19 protein-coding genes are annotated in these 20394 nt (G+C 70.7%); 17 read left to right on the top strand and 2 right to left on the bottom strand.

Annotated features, from left to right (window positions below):
* The first annotated feature begins 1 nt into the window (after nucleotide 1).
* The 14 genes from BM339_RS32810 to BM339_RS32875 all read left to right on the top strand — a co-directional run bounded on the left by BM339_RS32810 (nucleotide 2) and on the right by BM339_RS32875 (nucleotide 14598).
* Nucleotides 2–1279: an MCE family protein gene (locus BM339_RS32810; RefSeq protein ID WP_021596425.1), complete on the top strand. Its 1278-nt coding sequence runs from the start codon at nucleotides 2–4 to the stop codon at nucleotides 1277–1279.
* Nucleotides 1276–2334: an MCE family protein gene (locus BM339_RS32815; RefSeq protein ID WP_075023374.1), complete on the top strand. Its 1059-nt coding sequence runs from the start codon at nucleotides 1276–1278 to the stop codon at nucleotides 2332–2334. The genes BM339_RS32810 and BM339_RS32815 overlap by 4 nt, the downstream gene beginning before the upstream one ends.
* Entirely contained in the window at nucleotides 2331–3440 is a 1110-nt protein-coding gene (locus tag BM339_RS32820) for an MCE family protein (RefSeq protein ID WP_083598284.1), read from the top strand. Before BM339_RS32815 ends, BM339_RS32820 begins: the two co-directional genes overlap by 4 nt.
* 40 nt (nucleotides 3441–3480) lie before the next feature.
* The gene (locus BM339_RS32825) at nucleotides 3481–4695 is read left to right on the top strand and encodes an MCE family protein (RefSeq protein ID WP_256255563.1); all 1215 of its coding nucleotides are present in this window, start codon (nucleotides 3481–3483) and stop codon (nucleotides 4693–4695) included.
* On the top strand, nucleotides 4695–5924 hold the full coding sequence (locus BM339_RS32830; RefSeq protein ID WP_075023375.1) for an MCE family protein: 1230 nt from the start codon (nucleotides 4695–4697) through the stop codon (nucleotides 5922–5924). Before BM339_RS32825 ends, BM339_RS32830 begins: the two co-directional genes overlap by 1 nt.
* A 1-nt stretch (nucleotide 5925) precedes the next feature.
* Nucleotides 5926–7176, top strand: a complete 1251-nt coding sequence (locus tag BM339_RS32835; protein WP_075023376.1) for an MCE family protein — start codon at nucleotides 5926–5928, stop codon at nucleotides 7174–7176.
* A complete protein-coding gene (locus tag BM339_RS32840; RefSeq protein ID WP_075023377.1) occupies nucleotides 7173–7730 on the top strand; it encodes a hypothetical protein in 558 nt (185 codons plus the stop codon). Before BM339_RS32835 ends, BM339_RS32840 begins: the two co-directional genes overlap by 4 nt.
* Nucleotides 7727–8341 carry a hypothetical protein gene (locus tag BM339_RS32845; protein ID WP_021597363.1) on the top strand — a complete coding sequence of 205 codons (615 nt, stop codon included), beginning with the start codon at nucleotides 7727–7729 and terminating at the stop codon, nucleotides 8339–8341. The genes BM339_RS32840 and BM339_RS32845 overlap by 4 nt, the downstream gene beginning before the upstream one ends.
* Nucleotides 8342–8361: 20 nt before the next feature.
* The gene (locus BM339_RS50245) at nucleotides 8362–9147 is read left to right on the top strand and encodes a hypothetical protein (protein WP_177287843.1); all 786 of its coding nucleotides are present in this window, start codon (nucleotides 8362–8364) and stop codon (nucleotides 9145–9147) included.
* 13 nt (nucleotides 9148–9160) lie between these two features.
* Complete coding sequence (locus BM339_RS32855) at nucleotides 9161–9712, top strand: hypothetical protein (protein ID WP_083598248.1); 552 nt, start codon at nucleotides 9161–9163, stop codon at nucleotides 9710–9712.
* Nucleotides 9713–10017: 305 nt separating this feature from the next.
* On the top strand, nucleotides 10018–10665 hold the full coding sequence (locus BM339_RS32860; RefSeq protein ID WP_021597360.1) for a hypothetical protein: 648 nt from the start codon (nucleotides 10018–10020) through the stop codon (nucleotides 10663–10665).
* Between the two features lie 78 nt (nucleotides 10666–10743).
* Nucleotides 10744–12867 carry a hypothetical protein gene (locus tag BM339_RS32865; RefSeq protein WP_075023379.1) on the top strand — a complete coding sequence of 708 codons (2124 nt, stop codon included), beginning with the start codon at nucleotides 10744–10746 and terminating at the stop codon, nucleotides 12865–12867.
* 201 nt (nucleotides 12868–13068) lie between these two features.
* A complete protein-coding gene (locus BM339_RS32870) occupies nucleotides 13069–13578 on the top strand; it encodes a hypothetical protein (protein WP_143118703.1) in 510 nt (169 codons plus the stop codon).
* Between the two features lie 201 nt (nucleotides 13579–13779).
* Nucleotides 13780–14598, top strand: coding sequence for an MDR/zinc-dependent alcohol dehydrogenase-like family protein (locus BM339_RS32875; protein WP_075023381.1), 819 nt, complete (start codon nucleotides 13780–13782; stop codon nucleotides 14596–14598).
* Between the two features lie 192 nt (nucleotides 14599–14790).
* On the opposite strand, the gene BM339_RS32880 is transcribed toward BM339_RS32875, so the two are convergent.
* Nucleotides 14791–15066 (bottom strand): hypothetical protein, encoded by a 276-nt coding sequence (locus BM339_RS32880; RefSeq protein WP_075023382.1) that lies wholly within the window; start codon nucleotides 15064–15066, stop codon nucleotides 14791–14793.
* A 236-nt stretch (nucleotides 15067–15302) separates the two neighbouring features.
* Entirely contained in the window at nucleotides 15303–16196 is an 894-nt protein-coding gene (locus tag BM339_RS32885) for a hypothetical protein (protein ID WP_075023383.1), read from the bottom strand.
* A 234-nt stretch (nucleotides 16197–16430) separates the two neighbouring features.
* Between BM339_RS32885 and BM339_RS32890 the strand changes: the two genes are divergently transcribed.
* The 3 genes from BM339_RS32890 to BM339_RS50250 all read left to right on the top strand — a co-directional run bounded on the left by BM339_RS32890 (nucleotide 16431) and on the right by BM339_RS50250 (nucleotide 20383).
* Nucleotides 16431–17624 carry a PucR-like N-terminal domain-containing protein gene (locus BM339_RS32890; protein ID WP_075023384.1) on the top strand — a complete coding sequence of 398 codons (1194 nt, stop codon included), beginning with the start codon at nucleotides 16431–16433 and terminating at the stop codon, nucleotides 17622–17624.
* Between the two features lie 253 nt (nucleotides 17625–17877).
* On the top strand, nucleotides 17878–19101 hold the full coding sequence (locus BM339_RS32895) for a PucR-like N-terminal domain-containing protein (protein WP_021597354.1): 1224 nt from the start codon (nucleotides 17878–17880) through the stop codon (nucleotides 19099–19101).
* A 493-nt stretch (nucleotides 19102–19594) separates the two neighbouring features.
* On the top strand, nucleotides 19595–20383 hold the full coding sequence (locus BM339_RS50250) for a hypothetical protein (RefSeq protein WP_024935440.1): 789 nt from the start codon (nucleotides 19595–19597) through the stop codon (nucleotides 20381–20383).
* Nucleotides 20384–20394 lie beyond the last annotated feature (11 nt).

Consider the following 20394-nt stretch of genomic DNA (forward strand, 5'->3'; position numbering starts at 1 on the left):
CATGGCTAGACGCACCACCCGGCACGTCGTCGGGCAGCGCCTCACCGGCGTGGCGTTCCTGCTCGTCCCGGCGCTGCTGATCTGGCTGTCGATCGCGATCTACAACAAGCAGTTCACCGACGTGACGACGGTGACGCTGCGCACCGGGACGGCCGGCCACGAGATGCACCCGCTCGCGGACGTGAAGGTCCGCGGCGTCGTCGTCGGCGAGGTCCGCTCCATCACCGCGGACGGGGCGGGCGCGAAGCTCGAACTGGCGCTGAAGCCGGGGACGACCGACCGCGTCCCGTCGGACGTCCAGGCGCGGCTGCTGCCGACGACGGTGTTCGGCGCCCGGTTCGTGTCGCTCGTCCCGCCGGACGGGTCGACGGCCCCGCCGATCGCGGAGGGCGCGGTCATCTCCGAGGACCGCAGCAGGAACGCGGTGGAGCTGTCGGAGGTGCTCAACCACACGATGGACCTGCTGAACACCGTCCAGCCGGCCAAGCTGTCGGCGACGCTGAACGCCATGTCGCGGGCGCTGGAGGGGCGCGGCGACCAGATCGGCCGCAACTTCGAGCAGCTCGACGCGTTCCTGACCAGGCTCAACCCCGAGGTCCCGGCGCTCGCCCGCAACCTCGACGAGCTGGCGGAGTTCTCGCGGCACGCCTCCGACGCCGCCCCCGACCTGCTCCAGGCGCTCACCGACTTCACCGTCACCAGCCGGACGATCGTCGAGCAGCGCCTCGCCCTCGCGAGCCTGTACGACACGGTCTCGGCATCGTCCGCCGATCTCGACGACTTCCTGCGCGCCAACTCCGGGAACATCATCGAGCTGGCGTCGGCGAGCCGCGGCAGCCTGGACCTGCTGCGCCGCTACGCCCCGGCCGCGCCCTGCACGTTCCGGACGTTCGCCGAGTTCGTCCCGAAGATGGACAAGGTCCTCGGCAAGGGCACGGACCGGCACGGCGTCCACGGCGTGGTCGTGTCGATCCCGCACAAGGGCCGCTACGTGCCGGGCAGGGACGCGCCCCGCTACGACGGCGGCGACGGGCCGCACTGCCCGAGCGTCCCGTACCTGGCGTCCGGGAACGGGGTGCGGGTGCTGCCCGCCGGCGGCGCCCCGGGCGGCGGCGGCGCGGCCGGGAGCGGCCTCGGGCCCGCGAACTCGGCGTCGGAGAACGACCTGGTCAACGAGCTCGCCGGGCCGTCGCTCGACGAGGTCCCCGAGGAGCTGCCGGACTGGTCAAGCGTGCTGGTCGGGCCGATCTACCGGGGCACGGAGGTGACGGTCAGGTGAGGCTCGCAGGACAGGGGCTCAAGGGCCTGGGGTTCCCGCTCGTCAGCTCGCTGATCTTCATCGGGGTGACGGTGCTGGCGACGCTGCTGCTGGCGTCCAGCATCACCGGCGCCACCAGCGGCGACCGCGTCACCTACTACGCCAAGTTCACCGACGTCGCCGGGCTGCATCCCGGGCACGGCGTGCGGATCGCGGGCGTCGAGGTCGGCCAGGTCGAGGAGATCGAGGTCAGCGACCGGCGGCTCGCCCGGGTGACGTTCTCCGTCGACCGGGACCGGACGATCCCCGCCTCGGCCACCGCCGCGGTCAAGTACCTCAACCTGGTCGGCGGCCGGTACATCGCGCTCGGCCAGGGCACCGGCTCGCCCGGCCAGGTGCTGAAACGCGGCGGGACGATCCCCGTCGGGCGCACCACCGGGACGCTCAACCTCACCCAGCTGTTCCAGGGCTTCCAGCCGCTGATGCAGGCGCTGTCGCCCGGGGACGCCAACCGGCTCTCGGAGTCGATCGTCAAGGTGCTCCAGGGGGAGAGCGGCACCGTCGAGAGCCTGCTGCGCACGGTCGGGCAGCTGACGAGCACGCTCGCCGCCAAGGACCGGGTGATCGGCCAGGTCATCACGAACCTCGACAGCATCGTCCAGACCGTCAACGGGCGCGACCGGCAGCTCGTCGACCTGATCACGACGCTGCGCCGGTTCACCTCCGGCCTGGCCGCCGACCGCCGGCCGATCGGCGAGGCGCTCGGGTCGATCGCCGACCTGACCAGCGCCACCGCCGGGCTGCTCCAGGTCGCGCGGGACCCGCTGAAGGACGACATCGTCCAGCTCGGCCGGCTCAGCGACAACCTGAACCGCGACGAGCCGCTGCTGGAGCGGTTCCTCCGGCGGACGCCCGAGAAGCTCTCGACGTTCGGCCGGGTGGGCTCCTACGGGTCGTGGATGAACTTCTACCAGTGCGAGGTCCAGCTGATCGGCGTGACGTACGCCGGTTCCGACGTCACGGACCAGCCGCCGCCGACCGGCCTCCCGATCAAGGACGCGAGGTGCCGCGGATGACGCCCCCGAACCCGCCGGGCGGGCCGACACCGCCGCCGCGTCCCGTGCCGCGCGCCCTGCCCCGCCTGAAGACGGGCCGGCCGCGGCTGAAGCCGCTGCGCGAACGCAACCCGATCGGGGTCGCGGCCGTCGGCGTCGCCCTGCTCCTGGTGCTCGGCATGCTCGCGTTCCGCGCCGACGACCTGCCCGTCATCGGCGGCGGGACGACCTACAGCGCGTACTTCTCCGAGGCCGCCGGGCTGAAGGACGGCCAGGAGGTCCGCGTCGCCGGCGTGAAGGTCGGCAAGGTCACCGCCGTCGAGCTCGAAGGGAACAAGGTCAAGGTGACGTTCCGGGTCAAGGACACCTGGGTCGGGAACGCCACCCGCGCCATGATCATGATCAAGACCCTGCTGGGCTCGAAGTACCTCCAGCTCGACCCGCTCGGCTACCGGAGGCAGGACCCGCGCGAGACCATCCCGCTCGACCGGACCGTCGCCCCCTACGACGTCACGACCGCCTTCGAGGACCTCGGCCGGACGTTCGACCGGCTCGACACGGCCAAGCTCGCGGCGAGCCTGGAGACGATCTCCAAGACGTTCGAGGATACCCCGCCGAGCGTCCGCGTCGCGCTGCACGGCCTGTCGTCGCTGTCGAACACCATCGCGTCCCGGGACGCCGAGCTGGCCCGCCTCCTCGCCGGGACGAAGCAGCTGTCCGGCACGATCGCCGCGCAGAACGCCCAGTTCCAGACCCTCTTCAAGGACGGCAACCTGCTGCTCGGCGAGCTGCGCCGGCGGCGCGACGCGATCCACGCGCTGCTCGTCGGCACGAACCGCCTCGCGCGGGAGCTGATCGGCCTCGTCGACGACAACCGCCGCACCCTGGGCCCGACGCTCGCCTCCCTCGACCGGGTCACGACCGTCCTCGAACGCAACCAGAAGAACCTGGACCGGGCGCTGGAGACCGCCGCCCCCTACATGCGCGTCGTCGCCAACTCGACCGGCAACGGCCGCTGGGTGGACGGCTACCTGTGCGGCACCGTCCCCAAGGAGTACCTGGAGAACGGCGCGTGGAAACCGCCCGTCACGGGCTGCGAGCCTCCGCGTCTGACGGGAGGCCGGTGACATGAGGGCTGATGGCAGGGCATCCTCCACGACACGCACGGTGAAGCTCCCCAGGCTCGGTTCGCCGATCCGCGACCACCGCACGCGGGTGCTCCAGGCGCTCATCGCGACCTTCGTCCTCCTGGTCGCGATCGCGCTGGTCCCGCTGCTGACCGGCGGGCCGACGCACCGGATCACCGCGTACTTCGCCACCGCCATCGGCGTCTACCCCGGCTCGGACGTCCGCGTCCTCGGCGTGAAGGTCGGGTCGATCGACTCCGTCGAACCGCTCGGGAACCGGGTCAGGGTCGACATGCGGGTGGACGACGAGGTGGACGTCCCCGCCGAGGCCCGCGCCGTCGTCATCGCGCCGAACCTCGTCTCCGACCGGTACGTCCAGCTCGACCCCGCCTACGGCGGCGGCCCGAAGATGGCCGACGGCGCGTCCATCGACGTGAGCCGCACCGCGACGCCGCTCGAACTCGACCAGCTCTACGACGCGGTGCGCAAGTTCTCGGGCGACCTCGGCCCGCAGGGCCTGAACGCCCAGGGCGCGCTGTCGGACGTCGTCCGGGTCGGCGCCGCCAACCTCGGCGGCAACGGCAGGGCGCTCAACACCACGATCGCCGACCTCGGCAAGGCGTCCCAGACCCTGGCCGACACCAGCGGCGACCTGTACGCCACCGTCGCCAACCTCAACAAGTTCAGCGAGATGCTCCGCGCGAACGACGGGCAGATCCGGCTGGCCGAGAACCAGCTCGCCGAGGTGAGCGGGTTCCTCGCCGCCGACCGGGAGGAGCTCGGCGCGGCGCTGCGGAGCCTCGCGCTGGCGCTCGCCGAGGTGAAGGGGTTCGTGTCCGACAACCGCGCGGCGCTGAAGAAGAACGTCGGCAGGCTCGCCGGGATCACCCAGGTCCTGGTCGACCAGCGGGCGTCCCTCGCCGAGATCCTCGACACCGCGCCGCTGCTGACGCAGAACGCGCTGAACGCCTACGACCCGAAGACCCGCTCGCTGATGACCCGCGGCAACCTCCTGGAGATCACCAAGGCGTTCGGCGGCACGAGCGGGCCGGGCGTCGACCCGCCCGGCGCCGACCAGCGGCCGGTGTGCGCGGCGGCGGCGTCCGCGACGAGGGCGCTGCGCGAGCAGTGCGAGCGCCTGGAGAAGGGCGGGCTGGTCGCCGTCCCGCCGGCGCAGGCGCCCGGCGTCCCGCCGCTGCCGCTTCCGCCGGCCGGGCCGACCTACGCCGGCCCCGGCGGAGAGGGAGGCCGCTGATGCGCGCGCCCAGGCTCCTCGCGGCCCTCATCGCCGGCACCGTCCTCGCGGCGGGCTGCTCGACGCGGATCGAGGACATCCCGCTGCCCGGCGGCGCCGACCTCGGCGACCACCCGTACACGGTGAAGGTGCAGTTCGAGGACGTGCTGAACCTCGTCCCGCAGGCCGCGGTCCGGGTCAACGACGTCCCGGTCGGGCGGGTGAAGAAGGTGTCGCTGCCGAAGGACGCCTGGAACGCCGAGGTGACGCTCGTCGTGAACGGCGACGTGCGCCTGCCGGCGAACGCGACCGCGAACCTGGAGCAGTCGAGCCTGCTGGGGGAGAAGTACATCAAGCTCGCCGCGCCCGCCACGGCGCCGTCCTCGCGGCGGCTGACCGACGGCGCCACGATCCCGGTGTCCCGCACGACCCGCAACGCCGACACCGAGGAGGTGTTCGGCGCGCTGTCGCTGCTGCTGTCGGGCGGCGGGCTCCCGCAGATCCGGACGATCAACAAGGAGCTGAACCAGGCGCTCGGCGGGCGGGAGGACAAGGTCCGCTCCGCGCTGGAGAACCTCAACGGCCTCACCAGCACGCTGAACCGCAACCGGCGGTCGATCGTGGACGCGCTCGACGGGCTCAACCGGCTGTCGTCCACGGTCGCGACCCGCAACGGGCAGGTCGAGACCGTCCTGGACGACCTCTCACCCGGCCTGAAGGTGCTGGACGAGCAGCGCGGCAAGCTCGTCGAGCTGCTGCGGCGGCTGGAGAAGCTGTCGGACGTCGCCGTCAGGACCATCGACGCCAGCAAGGAGGACACGGTCGCGAACCTCCGCTCGCTGTCGGTCATCCTGCGCAAGCTCGCCGATTCCGGGCGGGATCTGCCCAAGTCCCTTGAGGTCCTGCTCACCTACCCGTTCACCGACGAGGCGCTCAAGGCCGTCAAGGGCGACTACCTCAACGGCTACCTCACCGTCGTCGCCGCCGAGGGCAACGACTGCGTCATCCCGCCGGTGAAGGAGCTGAAGCCGAAGAGCCTCGCGGAGGCGCGCGCCCTGGCCGCCCCGCCCGCCGGCCCGCAGCCGGTGCCGTGCCCGAACATCGCGGGCGGCGGCGGATCCCAGCCGTCCGCCACGCCGGACCCGGCGACGCCGACGCCGGTCGCGCCGCGATCACCCTCCGGCGGCTCCGGTGACGGGCCCGGCGATGGGCCCGCCCTTCCGCTCCCGACCCTCGGGGAGGGGGACTGACATGCTTACCCTGGTCACCCGCATCAAGATCGTCGTGTTCGCCGTCATCGCGATCCTGGTGGTCGGCTACATCGGCGTCACCTACGCCGACCTCGGCCGCTACGTCGGGATGCGCGGGTACTACACCGTCCGGCTCGACCTGGCCACCGCCGGCGGCCTCTTCGAGGGCTCCGCCGTCTCCTACCGGGGCGTGACCGTCGGCAAGGTCGGCACGCTCGACCTCAGCCGGGACGGCGTCATCGCCGAACTCCGGATCGACGACTCGTCCCCGAAGATCCCCGGCAATCTGCAGGCGGTCGTCGCGAACCGCTCCGCCGTGGGCGAGCAGTACGTCGACCTGCGGCCCGCCGCCGACTCCGGGCCCTACCTGGCGCAGGGCTCCACGATCCCGCGCAGCGTCACCGTCACCCCGGCGCCGGTGAACGAGACGCTCAAGAGCGTCAACGACCTCGCCGCCTCGCTGCCGCTCGACGACACGAAGGTGCTCATCGACGAGCTGGGCCTGGCGTTCGCCGGGCAGGGCCCGCACCTCCAGCAGCTCCTCGACACGAGCGCCCGGTTCGTGTCGGCGTCCGACGCGGCGTTCCCGGACTCGCGCGCACTGATCCACAACGGCCGGGCGGTGCTCCGGACGCAGAACGAGATGTCGGCCGCGTTCAAGGCGTTCGCGTCCAGCTCCAGCCTGCTGGCGCGGCAGCTCCGCGACTCCGACACCGACCTGCGCAGGCTCATCGCGGCCGGGCCCGGAGCGGCGAACGAGCTGTCCGGCCTGCTGCGCGACCTGGACCCGAGCCTCAGCGTCCTGCTGGCGAACCTCCTCACCACGGCCCGGGTCGGCGAGCCGCGGCAGGCCGCCATCGAGGAACTGCTGGCGAACCTCCCGAACGTCGCGGGCGTGGGGTCCAGCATCGTGTCCGGCGGCAAGCTCCGGCTCGGCCTGGTGAACACGTTCTTCAACCCGCAGCCCTGCACCCGCGGCTACGGGAAGACCCGCTACCGCAACGGCCTCGACCTGTCGCCCGCGCCGGGGTTCAACACCGGCGCGCACTGCGCCGAGAGCCCGAGCACCGGCATCAACGTCCGCGGCGCCGCCAACGCACCACGCGAGGGCGTCCCGGCACCGGCCAAGCCCGGAACCCTGAGCGGAGCGGGCACGACGGACCTTCTCAACTCGCTCGGCCTCACCGGGCTGGCGCGACCGGCGCCGTCCGGGGACCTGGCCGCCCTCCTCGGCCTGGGAGGCCCGCGATGACCGGCGTGGCGGCGGCGCTTCGCAGGCCGGGCTCGCCGATCCGGTGGGCGCGCCCGGCGGGCCACGTCCTCACGGCCGCCGCCGCGGTCTTCCTGTGCCTGTCGCTCTGGTCGCTGTTCCAGTCCGGGCGGGGCGCCGACCACGACCTGGCCGCCGCGCGGGACGAGGTGAGCCGGACCGCCGTCCGCGACCTCGCACTGATCAACAGCATCGACCCCAAGGTGGCCGAGCTGGACCTGCAGCACTGGCTGGACGTCGCCACCGGCCCGTTCGCCGACGCGCTGAAACGCGACATGCCCGCCGCGCGCGCGAGGTTCGCCAAGCAGACGGCCCGCTCGCACGGGCGCGTCACCGCGCTCGCCGTCACCGGCCTCGACCGGTCCGCCGGCGAGGCGACCGTCATCGCCTCCGTCCGGGTCTTCACCGAGCCGGCCGGCGACTCCGCCCAGGGCACCGAGCAGCGCAAACGCTACGAGGTCGGGATGCGGCGGGTCGGCGGGACGTGGAAGATCAGCTCGCTGAACCCGCTGGCGCCCGGGGGGAGCAGGCCGTGAGCGTCACCGAGGAACGGCCCGCGCGGCGCCGCCCCGTCCCGCGGAAGGGCCCGCGAAAGGACCCGCGGAAGAACAAGGCCGCCCGGCGCTCGCTCGGCTCAGCGCTGAAGCGGGCCGCCGGGCTGGGGTGGCCGGTGACCCTCGCCCTGGCGATCTGCCTGTCCGCCCTCGCCGTCGACGGCTGGGCCGGCAGGCGGAGCGAGCGGTCACCGGCCGCCAACCGCGCCCTCGTCGACAAAACCCGGACCGCCAGGGTCGTCGCGGACGTCTCGGCGAAGGTCGAGCGGATCTTCACCTACGTCCACACGGACCCGGCCGCGACCGAACGGGCCGCGAGCGCCGTCCTCACCGGGCGGGCCATCGGCGACTACCGGCGGCTGTTCGGCCTGGTCGAGCAGAACGCCCCGGTCATGAGGCTCGCCCTCACCACGAAGGTCACCAAGGCCGGGCTCATCGAGCTCACCCGTGACGGGACGGCGGTCCTGCTGGTCATGCTCGACCAGACGACCACCCGCGACGGCAAGGCGACCGGCTCGCCCGTCGCGGCCCAGCTCATCGTCACGGCCCGCGACGACCACGGCTGGCGCATCAGCGACCTCCGGGCCGCCTGAAGGAAAGGGGTGGAATTCAGGTGACCGAGACCAGAACCGCCGACCCGGCGGCAGAAGAGCAGGAAGCCCGCACAGAAGAACCCGAGGCGGCGGAACAGCCCGAGGCGGCGGAACAGCCCGAGGCGGCGGAACAGCCCGAGGCGGCGGAAGAACCCGAGGCGGCGGAACAGCCCGAGGCGGCGGAAGAACCCGAGGCGGCGGAAGCATCCGAAGCGGCGGAAGAGCCTCGACGGACCGGGGCGTCCGACGAGCCGCCGCGGCGGGAGAAGAAGGACGCCGCCGAACCGTCCCGCGGGCTCTTCGCGGATCCGCTGGTCAGGGTGGCCTTGGCGGTGACCGTGATCGCCGCCGGTGTGTGCGCGTGGTTCGGCTACTCGTACCGCACCGCGTCCAGTGACGGCTCGCTCGCCTTCGCCGCCGAGCGCGACAAGGTCCTCGCCGCGGCGGACCAGGCGATCGTCAACCTCAACACCCTCGACTACCGCGACGTCGACGCGGGGCTGAAGGTCTGGCGGGACTCGTCGACCGCCCAGCTCTACGACGAGATCGTCCAGGGCGGCGCACGGCTCAAGAGCGATATCCAGAAGGCGAAGACGACCAGCACGGCGAAGATACGGGAATCGGCCCTCACCGAACTCGACATCCGCGCCGGAAAGGCCGCCGTCATCGCCGCCGTCAGTATTTCGATCAGCGGGGCGGACGGAAAGCCGGTGAACAATCTGCGCCGGTTCACCGGTCAGCTCACCAGAACGTCCGCGGGCTGGAAACTGTCGGCCCTCGGACAGGCCCCGACCGGAACGTCCTGACGAGGAGAGTCGCATGGCAGCGATCAGCACGCTCGGGCGCGCGGTTCCGGGATCCGGCCGCAACCGCCTCGTCACATTTCTCGGCGCCCTGGCCATCGCGTTCGGTGTCACCGCCGCATGGCTGCACGGCCAGGCCGGCGAACGGACCGGCGCGGCGTCCGCCAAGAATGAGGCGCTGAGCGACAACGGCCGGACAAGCGAGGTGAAGGGGCAGATCACCACGGCGGTGAACACAGCCTTCTCCTACAACTACGCCGACGTGGCGAAAACCGAGAAGGCCGCCCAGGACGTCCTCACCGGTAAAGCCGTCCAGCAGTACAACCAGCTCTTCGCGCTGGTCCACAGGCAGGCGCCCCAGCAGAAACAGGTCCTGACCACCACCGTCACCGACTCGGCGGTCACGTCCCTGACCAGGGACCGCGCCCGCCTGCTGATCTTCGCCGACCAGCGCAACACCCGGACCGACAAGGACAAGACCAGCTACTCCGCCGCCGTCTTCGCCGTCGACGCCGTCCAGATGAACGGACAATGGAAGATCGACAACATCGACACTCTCGGCGCCTGACCGCAATGCGCGCGATTCGTGGCCGCTGACAATACAGGGATGCTCGATTGCTAAGTCGATGACAAAACCAAAAAAACGGTGGTGGAGGCATCGGAAAGGTGTCAATCGGGCCTTGATTTACTTGTTACCAGTGCGTATCTTACAGGTATATATAGGGCAGGACAGGGTGGTCGTCTGATGGAGTCGAGGGTTTCGGCTCCATGGGTCCTGCTCCCCGCTGAACAGGAGGAGTCACACCCAGGAAACCGCAGTCAGTATCCCCACTAGCCGACAGAAACCACCCTCTGAAGGGAAGCAGAACTGACATGCGAAAGCTCACCCGAAACGCTCTTGCCGCGACCGCCGTCATGGTCACCGGTCTCGGTCTGATGTCCACCCCGGCCTACGCGGCCGACCCGTGGACCGTCTCGCCGGGCGGCGCCATCTCCGGCACCAACCTCGGTCCGCTCACCGCGATCGACATGACCACCGGCGCGGCGATCGTGTGCGACTCGTCCACGGCCAGTGGGTCGGCGAAGAGCGGGTCCAACCTGCCCGGCGCCGGCATCGCGCAGCTGGACAGCGTGTCGTTCTCCACCCCGGGCAACCCGAACAACTGGTGCACCGGGCCGGTGGGGATCGTGGTCCAGGTGACGGCGACGGGCACGCCCTGGCAGTTCAACGCCCAGGACTACGACGGTGCCGGGGTCACGACCGGCACGCTGACCGGCGTCCAGGCGAGCATCCACGGCAGCGACGAGTGCGACGCCACCGTCGCGGGCCCCGGCAGCGACACCGGGACGATCGACGGCACGTACGACAACTCCGACGGAACGCTCCGCGTGTCCGGCGGCAACCTCGAGGTCAAGACCGTCGACGCGGACTGCGACCCGAGCCTGATCAACGCGGGCGACCAGGTCCTGCTCGACGGCGCCTACCAGGTCTCGCCGCTCCAGATGATCACGCACCCGTGATGACCGCGACCTGACGCTCCCCCCCGAGGGCCGCATTCGCGCCGAGCGCGCGAATGCGGCCCCCTCCGACGATTGGACGTGGACATGTTGCAGTACGGCCGCCGCCTCGCCTCGCTCGCGGCCACCGCGGCCGTGGCGACGGCGCTGGCCGTCGTCGGCATGCCGGGCGCGGGCCCGTCGGCGTCCGCCGACATCGGCGCCGAGCTGCCCTTCCTGTGCACCACGCCGACGGGAACGCAGCGGGTCGACGTCGCGGTGAAGGCGAGCGCGCCGGCCGCCGGGCGCGTCGGCGAACCCGTGCAACCGGGCACGGTCGCGATCAGCGCGAACGTCCCCTCCACGCTCCTGCGCGGACCGGCCGAGCCGGCGGGCGGCGGTACGGCGGATCCCGTGGCACCCGGCGTTCAGGCGATGGCCGGTGTCACCGGGACGGCGCGGCTGGACGTGGACATCGTCCAGGGCACCCGCGTCCTCGACGCCGGCTGGCCCGTGTTCGCCCTCGCCGCCGAGGGGCCGTCCACCGGCGAGGCGGTGCGGCTCACCGGCCATGGCGTGACGTCCCCGATCACCCCTTCCGCGCCGGGCCAGCTGGCCTGGCGGGCACGCGGCCTGACACTCGTCCTCGACGACTCCGAGGGGACGGCCGGGAAGCCGGTCTCGTTGAACTGCACCCCGCCGCGCAGTCCGCGGCTCGGAAGCGTCTCGGTGCGGGGTCGGACCCCGGCCGCGGCCGGGGTCCCGGCCACGGGGCAGGGCATCGCGCCGCAGGCGGAACCGCCAAGCACCCTCGAATGCTTCGAGATCCCGCCGCCGCCGGTGAACCCCGGCGACGATCCCGAGTACAGCCTGAACCTGGACGAGAAACTCTACGAGATCTTCAACAAGCCGGAACGTCCCAGCACGGGCATCGCGCGGGTTCCCCCGGAGGGGTATGACCCCGGCCTACCCTATTGTGCGCGCGGCGCCGGATTCGCCAATATCAAGAAACTCGGCAGCGCCACCCCCATTGCGGCGGAAAGCGTCTTCAGGCGAGGGGTGGTCACCTATCGCGCCAATCCTCCCACGACCGGCACGAACTACCTTGAGCAGCAGGGCTATGTGCTCAACACCACCGTGCCGAGCAGAGCCACGATCCTGTCGCTCGGTTTCATGCCCACGACGGCGGCGGCGGAGACGGTGCAGCTCCGCGCGCCCGGCGACCCCATCAACCGCAAGGTCGGAAACCTGCGCATCGTCGCGCCATTGCAGGCGCCCAACGTCCGCCCGCCAGGTGTGGAGAGCAGCAACGCCTGGATGCGCCAGTACGTAGCCGTGCGCGTCAAGGACGTGTCGGTCAACGGCACCGCCCTGAACGTGGGACAGAACTGCGGCAGCGGTCGGACCCTGCTGTCGCTCTCCTCGTTCATGGGCGATGAGGAAACGGGATTCATCAGACCCGACGACGGCCAGACCTTCACCGGGGAAATGGATATTCCGGCGTTCTCCCATTGCGGTGTGGGCGAGGACCTGAGCCCGCTGTTCACGGCGAGCATCTCCGGCTCCGGCAACTACGCGAAGATCGAGTCCGGCCCCTGGTGCAGGCCGTCGGAGACGCGGGACTGCGACGCCGATCCCGAAGAACCGCAGACCTGGACGATCTCACCGGGCGGAGACGTCACGGCCACGGTCGCCCCGTTCGTCATCGCGGGGACCGGCGCCTCCCAGATCCGCTGCGAGGCGGCCGCGCTGCGGTTCCACCTCGACAAACAGCACTGGCGCCAGCGCTTCATGCTGGCCGAGGTTACCCCCACGTTCACCGGCTGCGTGCTCTCGGCATCCGGACGCGAGTTCCCCCTCGCCCTCTCCGTGGCTTCGAACTGGTGGTTCAACGGACGGCCCATCGTGAACGACACGGTGACCCTGGAACTCAACGGCATTCTCATCAACGCGTCCGGGAAGATCCCCGCCACCGCCACCGGCGAAGTGCCGAGCACCTCCTGCGCCATCCGCATCGGAAACATCCCCGCTCTGGCCTCGACGGAGGAGACGTACGCCGGGCTGGTCGGCGGATACGCGAACGGCACGTTCACCGCCAGCGCCTCGATGCGAGTCACGAACAAGACGACATGCCCGTCCTGGACGGGCTTCTCGAGAGCGGGATTCGGGCGGATCACGAACGCCGCGTTCGCCTGGGACCCGCCGCAGAACTTCACGCTCAAATAGCGGGTCGTGCCCGTTCGCCACCACCCCGGTCCGGGCACGCACCCGCCGGTCCGCCGCAGGCCGCGCACCTGCGGCGGACCGGCCTGAGACTCCCGACGAAAGGGTGGCCGTATGAAAGTGCTTGCCCTGACAGCCATTCTCGCCGCCCTCCTGCCGGCGTCGGCCCCAGAGGACACCTGGACGGTCACACCGGGAGGATCCGTGACGGCCACGGCACCGGTGGAGATTCGCAATACCGACCGGGGCTGGAGCATCGACTGCGCCGGCGCCACCTTCACCGGATCCGCCGAATCCGGAGCCGGGGACACGACGGAACCGCTCATCGAATTCGACGAGGCCACCTTCCAGGACTGCACCGGCCCGGACGGCGTCGGATACACGGTCACGATGACCAGCGGCGTCCAGCTGGAGATGTACGCCTCGTCCTACGACGCCGGAACAGGCAAGACGACGGGCACCCTCTTCGGCTTCCACCTCAACCTCGTCGGGACGAACAGGTGCCAGGCGGATATAGCGGATCCCACCGGCAACCTCGGAACGGCCGACGCGGCCTTCACCAACGGAAGCAGCGTGCTCAGACTCGACAGCGGGAACATGGGCGTCACTTTCGTCAACTTCGCCTGTCCAAGCGGATTCATCGCAACCGAAGACCGGATCGTGGTCGCCGCACGACTAACGGTGACCCCTCCCCAAACGATTTCCAGCCCCTGACAACCGCCGCCGAAATGCATCCCCGCTGACAATGCGACCACTCGCACAAAAGCTCTTTCTGGCACCCGCTGACAAGATCGAAGATTTGCCTCAAAAATGCGCACCGCCATGTATTGAACCATCAATATGGCGGGCTTACTCTCCCCCTAGGAATCAAGGATCGAAGTCCCTCGTATTCGCGCAGAAAGAAAGGACCCGACCGTGAAGCTCGCCCGTCCCGTCAAGCGCGTGACCCGGCTCGCGCTTTCCGCCGCCGCCCTGGGCGCGGCGCTGACCGTGGGCGCGGGGACCGCGGCGCAGGCCGCCCCCGCCGCGCCCGCCGCCAACCCCGACCCGATCCCGGACACCTTCGACTTCTCCGACTGCCCGCCGCTTCCCGAGGGCTCCGACCCGCGCCTGTCCAGGTGCGTCTCCGTGATCGTCACCAGCGGGACCTTCCATGTCGGCGCCTTCGACCAGGCGATCGACAAGCCGATCCGCATGACGTTCGCGAACGCCTACAACCCGCAGACCTTCAAGTACACCGCGGTGTTCGGGAAGATGCGCGCGGAGCGGATGCTCGTCCAGCCCGGCCTGTTCGGCGACCCGCTGCTGACCGCGGTGTACGCGCAGCCCGAGTACGCCGGCGTCTTCGACCAGCCGACGAGCGCGGACTTCCACATCAAGGTCGGCCTGAAGATCCGGCTGGTCAACCCGTTCCTCGGCTCCAACTGCCGGGTCGGCAGCGACAGCAACCCGATCACTCTCGAACTCACCACCGCCACCACCTCGCCACCGGCCCCGAACACCCCGATCACCGGCGAGCCGGCGAGGGTCGTCCGCACCGACCCGCCGCCCACCGTGCGGTCCGCCAAGCACGTCGACAACTCGTTCTCGGTGCCCGGCGCGAAGGGCTGCGTCTTCGGCGGCGGCATCGCCGACTGGCTCGTCAACCAGGTCGGCGGCTTCCCGTCGGCGGCCGGCAAGAACACCGTCATCTTCAACGAGTACCTGGCCCTGAAGCCCTACAGCGAACTCTGACCGCCCCAAGCCCGTGCCCGCGGCACCCCCGCGGGCACGGCCGCCCTCAAGTTCGGCCCGGTCACCCCTACAGCCTTCACCTCACCGACCTTGTCAACTTGACCACCGGCGCGGCCGTGGTGTGCGAGGGCGGGACGTTCCACGGCGATCCCCAGCCTCAGCTACAGCGACGCGTAGAGGGCCCACGCGGCCTCAGGCAAAAACCTCGTCGATAGTCTGAGCGACGGCAACACGCCGCACCCACATGCGAAGCTGCTGAAGATCTCGGCAGTCGGTAATACGCCGACGAAGCTCCTCATCGACGTCGAACCCACGCGCCTCCAGCACAACAAGAAGTATCTCGATCGCACCCTCAATCCTGCCTTCGGCCTCACCTTTAAGCCTGGCTTCGGCTTTGGCCCGAGCCTTGCCTTCGGCGATGTACTTTGAGGCGAAGTCGCTTTTCCGATCGTAGGTGCCCTCTTGCATGATCTCCCGTTCAGTCTCGTACGGCTACGGGGTGCCGCAAGCGTGGTGGCGAGGGATGCCAGCCGTGCCCGCGCCTGGCTCAGCGAATCGGGTGTGTGTAGGCCGAGACCCAGCTCGAAGCCTGGAGATCGCGCGAGCCGCGCTGCTGTTCTTCCCGCGCTTGGAGGGTGGTGTCTCGCGGTGGTGACGATTCGCCCGCCAGGCAGTCTGTGCATCCTGGCGGGCGGGGTGTCAGGTCAGGTGAAGATCTCGTCGAGGGTTTGGGCGGTGGCTGCGCGTCGGACCCAGTTGTCGAGCTGCTGGAGGTCTTTGCAGTTTGTGATGCGCTGGCGGAGGTCGTCGTCGATGGTGAAGCCGCGCGCCTCTAGGACGACGAGGAGCACCTTGATCTCACCCTCAACTTCGCCCTCGATCCTGCCTTCGGCTTTGCCCTCGGCTTTGCCTTCGGCTATGTGTTTGAGGGCGAAGTCGCTTTTCCACTCGTAGGTGCCGGCTTGCATGATCTCCTCCAGGCAGTCTCGTGCGGCTTCGGAGAGCTGTGACCGCACGTAGTCATGGTACAGCTCGCCCTTGTCCCGGTCCGTGACCTCCAGCGCCTCGGCGAAGGCCGTCAGGACGGCTTCGCGGTCGGGGCCGTCGGCGTTGGCGAGGGTGCTCAGGACGGTCAGTTCCGGGAGCGAGCGGGCCTTGTTCAGGTCGGTGACGGCGGGAGCCTTCGTGAGGTCCAGTACCCAGGGGCGCAGGACCCAGCCCTCGTGTCCGCTTTCGATGGGTTCGCGGCACCAGGTGGCCGTTCGCTTGTTCGGGCACAGGACGAGGAGCGTGACCGGGCACTTACGGCGGGCGCGGAGTGTGGACAGGTAGACCGGCCAGCTGAAGCGTTTGCGCTCGTCCGGCTTGCGCTGGACCTCTACGACGATCGCGAGGTCTGGGCGGTGGGGGTCGCCTAGGAGGACGGTCGAGTCGCACCGGTATTCGGTGGGGTTGCAGTCGGTGAGCGTCTCCGATCCATGGGAGATCTGTTCGTATTCGGGGGGTTTGATACCGGAAACCAGCTGGAGGAGTTCCGGGGCGAGTGCGGGCTCGTTCCGGATCAGTTCCAGTGGCACCTCGTGATCTACGGATGGCACGCGGCGGACGCTATCGGTGTTCGTGTGGACGCGGAGGGTGAAAGTCGTTACTTGGGGTAATGGTGGGGGTTGTCGCTTGAGTCGGGGGTGTGGTGGTGGGTTGTAATTTGTCTTTCGGTGATCATGGGGGGTGCTTGGAATTGTCGTTTGGTGAGTGTTTTTTGGGTGGTGATGCGTGGGGGTGGGGTGGTGGGTTACCTTTTATTGGGCCTTTTTGGGTGAGGGGAGGGGTTAATGACGGGGACCCTCGCCGGGCGTCGTCCTGGGTCGATTCCGCCACAGGTCATCGCCATTCTGAGTGCCGAGCTGCCGTCGCTGGCCGAAGAGATCATCGCCGAGGTGCGGCGGTCGGTGCCGGAGTACGGGCGGCAGGACGGGGCGTCCAAGCCGCCCGCGTTCCGGATCACGGTCGAGCAGGCCATGGCGGCGTTCGTCGACCAGGTGTCGGGAGGCGGGGACGGTACCGAGCGGCGCGACGAGCTGTGCCGGGAGCTCGGCCGGAGCGAGGCCTACCAGGGGCGCACGCTGGACGCGTTGCAGGCGGCGTACCGGGTCGGGGTGCAGGTCGCGTGGCGGCGGGTGGCGAACGTCGCGCGGGAGAAGCGGCTGCCGGCCGGGGTCATGACGCGGCTGGCCGACGCGCTGTTCGCCTACATCGACGAGCTGGCGTCGCTGTCGGTCGAGGGCTACCTGGAGGTGCGGTCGTCGGCCGACGAACTGCCTGGTGATCATCGGCGGCTGCTGCGGCTGGTGCTGGGGCCGGGCGTGGCGAGCGGCGCGCTGGTGGAGTCCGCGGCGGCGGTGGGGTGGGAGGTGCCGAGCGCCGTGACGATGGTGGCGATACCGGCCGGGGTGCGATGCGTCCGGGAGGCGCTGGACGAGGATGTGCTCGCTGACCTCGCCGACGCCGAACCTCATCTCTTGATACCCGGGGCGTACGACGAGGAGCGTGCCGCGATGCTGGAGCGGTCGCTTCCGGATCGCCGGGCGGCGGTGGGGTTGGGCGTGCCCCTGGCGGAGGCGGGCGACTCGTTGCGGTGGGCGCGGCAGGCCTTGGCCTTGGTGGAGGCGGGCGTTCTGGAGGACGGCGGGCCGACGCTGTGCGAGCGGCACCTGCTGGAGCTGTGGCTGCTGTCGGACAGGGCTCTGCTCGATCAGCTTGCCCGGCGGGAACTGGCCGTGCTGGCGGGAATGACAAGATCACGTCGAATGCGCATGACCGAAACTCTCACCGCGTGGCTGGAGGCGCAGGGAAACGCCGTCGAGGCGGCGCGGATGCTGCGGCTGCATCCGCAGACGGTCCGCTATCGGATGCGGCAGATCAGCGAGACGTTCGACGAGCAGTTGACCGATCCGTCCGCGCGTTTCGTCCTGGACGCGGTGCTGCGGGCGCACCGGCTGCGGGAACGGAGTCCGTCCTCGAGATGAACTGTCCTTTATCGGACGCCGAGTGTCACTGCAAAGCGACAGTATGGTGATTTTACTTTCTCTTTGCATTAAGCCCTAGTTGATCTGATCTAACTTCGTTGTGGTCCGGCTCACAGATCGCGGGGGGTGTGCAGGGGTCCCCCGCTCGGCGCGCCCTCAGCGTCACGCCGTACCGCCGACCGTCCGGGAAGCCGGGTGCCCCCGCCCGGCGAAACGCCAGGACCGCGACGGCGGCGTTCTCGGAGGTGTGCCCATGACACGGACTCTGACGCCGGAGCACGCGCAGCGGCGGGCGAGGCTGCCGCGGCGGCTTGCCCTGCTGATGCGGCCGGAGCTGCCCAGTCTCTCCCAGGAGATCATCGAGGAGGTGCGCAGGTCGATCCCCGAGTACGGGCGTCCCCTGCGGGACCCGCACGTGGAGGCGCTGCGGATCGGGGTCGAGCGCGCCCTGATGGACTTCGTCGACCAGGTCGCCAACCCCCACGCCCCGCGCGAGCGCCACCACGAGACCTACCGCCGGCTCGGCCGGTTCGAGGCGCAGGAGGGCCGGACGCTCGACACGCTCCAGGCCGCGCTGCGCATCGGCGCGCAGGTCGCGTGGCGCCGCATCATGAAGGTCGGCCCGCGCCGGCGCGTGTCGCCCGAGGTGATGGCGCAGCTCGCGGACGCTCTGTTCGCCTACATCGACGAGCTGGCCGCGCTCGCGCTGGAGGGCTACATGGACGCGCGGCCGGACGGCGAGGCCGAGGAGCACCGGCGGCGGTTACTCGAACTGCTGCTACGCCGGGCCGGGTCCCGCATGCTGGCCGAGGCCGCCGAACGGGCGCGCTGGACGATCCCGGACGAGGTCACCGCCGTCGTGGCCCCGTCGGGCGCACGGTACGTCCGCGGCGCCCTGGACGATGACGTCCTCGCCGACCTCACCGCCACCCAGCCGTTCCTGGTCGTGCCCGGGAGGCCGACCCCCGAGCGGCGGCAGGCCCTGCTCCGCGTCCTGCCCGACGGGCAGCTCGTCACGGGCCTCACCGTGCCGATCACCGGGGTCGCCGATTCGCTGCGGTGGGCGCGGCACGCGCTCGGCCTGGTGGAGACGGGGGTGCTCGGGGACGCGCCGGTGACCGACTGCGAGGAGCACCTCGTCACCCTCTGGCTGCTCTCCGACCAGGCCCTCATCGACCAGCTCGCCCACCGCCACCTCGGTGAGATGGACGGCTTCAGCCCCCGCCAGCGCGACCGGCTGCTCGACACGCTCCGCGCCTCGCTGGTGACCCGCGGCACCGCCACCGACATCGCCGGCGAGCTCGGCATCCACCCCCAGACCGTCCGGTACCGGATGCGGCAGGTCGAGGGCATCCTCGGCGACCGGCTGGCCGACTCCGAGGCGCGCTTCGCGATCGAGGCGGTGCTGCGCGCGATGCGGCTGCGCGAGCGCGCCTCGCGGGCGGGCGCCGGACGGGACGACAACGCACCCGAATAATCAACCGTTGATAATCGCCAATTGTCGTCTCGGCGGGAAATGAGCACCTGACACGGACCTTGACGCGCAGGGTTGATCCGCCGATTCGGCGCATGCTTCCATCCAATTCAGTGCAATTCGGCGGGATGGGTGCGTGGAGGTGCGTTCGGTGCGCTCACGATCGGCTTCGCTCCTGGCCGGGCTCGCCGCGGTGGCGCTCATCGGCACGGTGGGCGTCCACCCGGTGCTCGCGGAGCCGACCCCCGCTCCGAGCACGACCGTTACCGATGAACCGACCGACCCGCCGACGGAGACGCCCACGGATCCGCCTACAGATCCGCCGACCGACCCGCCGACCGATTCGCCTACGGACCCACCGACCGACCCTCCGACCGACCCGCCTACAGATCCGCCGACCGACCCGCCCACTGATCCGCCCACGGACCCTCCGACCGACCCGCCTACGGATCCGCCCACGGACCCGCCGAACGAGCCGGGCACTCCCAAGACCCCGGTGCTGTCCCTCGGGCTGTCGGTCTCGTCCGCGACGATGCGTCCCGGTGGCTCGATCACCGCGACCGTGCGGGTGTCCTCGGCGAAGGCGACCGCGACCGGCACCGTCCTGCGGATGTCGGCCGCGGGTGCGGGGGTGAGCCCCCGGACGCAGAACCTCGGCAGCGTCGGGAGCGGCGGGGCGTCGGCGCTCGCGACCGTGCGGGCCCCGTCCACCGCGAAACCCGGGCTGATCACCCTGCGCGCGTCCGTCTCGGCGGCCAGGGCCAGGACGGTGTCCCGCAGTTACAAGCTGATCGTCACGGCCGCGTCCGGGGCGCTGCCGCCCGGGATCAGCCCGACGTCGCTGCCGCCCGGGGTCCCGCCGCTGACCGCGTCCGGCTTCGACCCGCTCGCGGGCATGACCGGTCCGCAGGTGGCGCTGCCGCCGATCGTGCCGGACACCCCGCAGATCGCGCCGGCCTCCGGGCCGCTCGTCCCGGTGTCGAACCTGCGCGAGCTCCCCGACGAGCGGTTCACCGTCGCGGACCTGGTCGCGCTCCAGGCGGGCTTCCTGGCCGCGCTGGCGGTCGTGGTGACGCTGCTGCTGCTCCGGCTACGGCTGGGCCGCCGGGCCGGCACCCGCGCCCGGCGGGCGGCACGCCGGCGGCTGCGCGCCGCGGGCTCGCGGCTCGCGGGCAAGCGGCCCACCGCGGCGAGGCTCCGCACGCTCCCGCCGCAGCCCGCCCGCGTCCGCACGGTCCGGCCCGCCTGGCTCCCGGCCGGGCAGGTCCGCGCCGCCCGCCCCTGAACGGGGCGACG

This window comes from Actinomadura madurae (genome assembly GCF_900115095.1).
GTDB lineage: Bacteria > Actinomycetota > Actinomycetes > Streptosporangiales > Streptosporangiaceae > Spirillospora > Spirillospora madurae.

Coding starts and splice junctions, on each gene's coding strand:
- BM339_RS32810 (WP_021596425.1), top strand. CDS start 2: ATGGCTAGACGCACCACCCGGCACGTCGTCGGGCAGCGCCTCACCGGC.
- BM339_RS32820 (WP_083598284.1), top strand. CDS start 2,331: ATGACGCCCCCGAACCCGCCGGGCGGGCCGACACCGCCGCCGCGTCCC.
- BM339_RS32830 (WP_075023375.1), top strand. CDS start 4,695: ATGCGCGCGCCCAGGCTCCTCGCGGCCCTCATCGCCGGCACCGTCCTC.
- BM339_RS32835 (WP_075023376.1), top strand. CDS start 5,926: ATGCTTACCCTGGTCACCCGCATCAAGATCGTCGTGTTCGCCGTCATC.
- BM339_RS32840 (WP_075023377.1), top strand. CDS start 7,173: ATGACCGGCGTGGCGGCGGCGCTTCGCAGGCCGGGCTCGCCGATCCGG.
- BM339_RS32855 (WP_083598248.1), top strand. CDS start 9,161: ATGGCAGCGATCAGCACGCTCGGGCGCGCGGTTCCGGGATCCGGCCGC.
- BM339_RS32860 (WP_021597360.1), top strand. CDS start 10,018: ATGCGAAAGCTCACCCGAAACGCTCTTGCCGCGACCGCCGTCATGGTC.
- BM339_RS32880 (WP_075023382.1), bottom strand. CDS start 15,066: ATGCAAGAGGGCACCTACGATCGGAAAAGCGACTTCGCCTCAAAGTAC.
- BM339_RS32890 (WP_075023384.1), top strand. CDS start 16,431: ATGACGGGGACCCTCGCCGGGCGTCGTCCTGGGTCGATTCCGCCACAG.
- BM339_RS32895 (WP_021597354.1), top strand. CDS start 17,878: ATGACACGGACTCTGACGCCGGAGCACGCGCAGCGGCGGGCGAGGCTG.